Source organism: Pseudoduganella sp. RAF53_2 (assembly GCF_052113985.1).
Classification (GTDB): Bacteria; Pseudomonadota; Gammaproteobacteria; order Burkholderiales; family Burkholderiaceae_D; genus Rugamonas.
The window spans coordinates 1-2,300 of the sequence record NZ_JBFRDW010000809.1 but is presented as its reverse complement, the minus strand read 5'-3'; the positions used below and the strand labels follow the sequence as shown (position 1 = coordinate 2,300).

Here is a 2,300-nt window from a genome sequence, read left to right as displayed (position 1 = left end):
GGGGTGGGATAACAGGCATGGAGCGAATCGCCAATGGCAGCGAGCAAGCGTCCGTGAAGCGGGACTGGTCCCGCTGCGAGCCCGGGCCGCCGGAGCGCTGGCCGCCTGCCCTGCGCCTGTCGGTCGATATCCTGCTTGACCTCCCCCTGCCCGCCCTCATCATGTGGGGTCCCGCCCAGGCGTTATTCATCAATTCCGCGTACGCCACCATGATGGGCATCGACCCCAGCCGCGTTCCTGGCGGCAGCGTGCCGCCCATGCCGCCCGCCGCATGGAGCTGGAATCCGTCCGTGATCGCCCGCGCCTGGGCTGGCCAGGCCATGCACTTTCCAGCGCAACTACTGAAGCTATGGCACGACGGCACGCCGGTCGAGCGCAGCTTCGATCTGGCTTACACGCCGCTGCGGGACGAGCACGGCGCCGTCAGCGGCATCCTGTGCACGATGGCGCCGCCAAGCGCGCCGGCTGCCGCGCAGGAAATCGAGCCGCTGAACATCCTGGTGGTCGAGGACAATGTGGACGCCCAATACCTGGTCTGTGAAATGCTGCGCACTTTTGGCCACACGGTGCAGGCCGTGGCCCGCGGCGAGGACGCCCTCACCGCCCTGCGCCAGGATCGCTTCGATGTGCTGTTCTCGGACGTCAGCCTGCCCGGCATGTCCGGCGTCGATCTGGCGCGCCAGGCCCTGAAAGAGCAGCCCGGCTTGCGCATTGTGTTCGCCTCCGGCTACAGCCAGAACCTGACCAGCCAGCTCGATTTCCCGGCTATTTCCATTCAGAAGCCCTACGATATCGAACAGCTGCAGCAGGCGCTGGCTGGCGTGGCTGGCTGAGCCGTCCACCAACCGTGCATCGGCGGGAACGGCCGGGGCGCTACAATGAAGATGCGGCGTGGCTGTGCCGGCCGTATCAACGATCGCTGAGAAGTCATGAGTTCTGCTGCCATGCCCGGTTCCGGCCCCCTTCCGCCGAATGACTTGATGCGCTCCGTTTTGGGAGCGCAGGACGATTTACGCCATTCCAATGAGCTCATGCGCACCGTGCTGGAAAGCATTACCGACGGCTTTGCCGTCATCGGTCGCGAATGGAACGTCACCTGGCTGAATACGCGTGCCAACGAAATCCTGCGTCCGCTGAACCGCTCGCTGGAAGACCCGACCGGCACCAATCTATGGCAAGCCTTCCCCGAATTGCGCGGCACCGTGCTGGAGGTGCAATTCCGCCGTGCCATGGAAGAGCAGCAAACCGCCTCCTTCGAGCTGTACTACCTGCCGCGCCAGCGCTGGCTGGAAGTGCGCGCCTATCCGTCCGCAGAGGGACTGGCCGTGTATCTGCAGGATATCCAGCAGCGCAAGGTCGAAGAGCGCAGCCTGCGCGAAAGCGCCAACCGCCTGCAGGTGGCGCTCGCTGCGGGCAAGCTGGGTGACTGGGAATGGGATGCGGGCACCGACCGCGTCAAACTGGGGCGCCGCGCGGCGGAGATCTTCGAGCTGCCGGCCGAAATCCCCATCACCTGGCCGGTGCTGCGTGAACGCATCCTGGCGGAAGATTTCGAGCCGGTGCGGCGCGCCTTCCTCGACGCCTATGTCCAGCGCAGCGATTTCAATATCGAATGCCGCGTGGTGCGCCGCAATGGCGAGCGATATTGGGTGTCGGTGGTCGGTCACGGTAATTACAACGACGAGCGCGAACTGCAAGGCATGACGGGCATGGTGCAGGACATTAGCACGCGCAAGGCCGCCGAAGACACCCTGCGCAATAGCGAAGAGGAATTGCGCGCGCTGGCCAATACCATTCCCCAGCTGGCCTGGATCGCCAATTTCGACGGCGCCATGGTGTGGTACAACGAGCGCTGGTATGACTACACCGGCACCAGTCCCTATCAGGTGCTGGGCGACGGCTGGCAGCATGTGTACGATCCGGACTGCCTGCCCGCCATGATGGCGCACTGGGCGACCTCGGTGCGCAGCGGCCTRCCCTTCGAAATGGAATTCCCGATTCGCGGCGCGGATGGCCAGTTCCGCTGGTTCCTGACACGCGCCAATCCCGTGCGCGATGCCAGCGGCCATCTGGTGCGCTGGTTCGGCACCAGCACCGACGTGGACCAGGTCAAGCGGGTGCAGGAAGCGCTGCGCGATGAATCCAATATTCTGGAATTGCTCAACAATACCGGTAACGCCATCGCCCGCCAGCGCGACCTCAAGCCGCTGCTGCAGGAAGTGACAGATGCCGCCACCCGTATTAGCGGCGCACGCTTCGGCACATTCCAGTACAAGGGCGGCGGCCAGTCGCTGTACACC

Annotated in this window: 2 protein-coding genes; both read left to right on the top strand. The window is 64.6% G+C overall.

Annotation, left to right across the window (positions count from 1 at the left end):
• Positions 1–833 (top strand): response regulator (locus AB4Z11_RS29775; protein ID WP_442029502.1); only part of this gene is annotated, 833 nt, incomplete at its 5' end.
• Positions 834–929: 96 nt separating this feature from the next.
• A partial coding sequence (locus AB4Z11_RS29770; RefSeq protein WP_442029500.1) for a PAS domain-containing protein occupies positions 930–2,300 on the top strand: 1,371 nt, incomplete at its 3' end.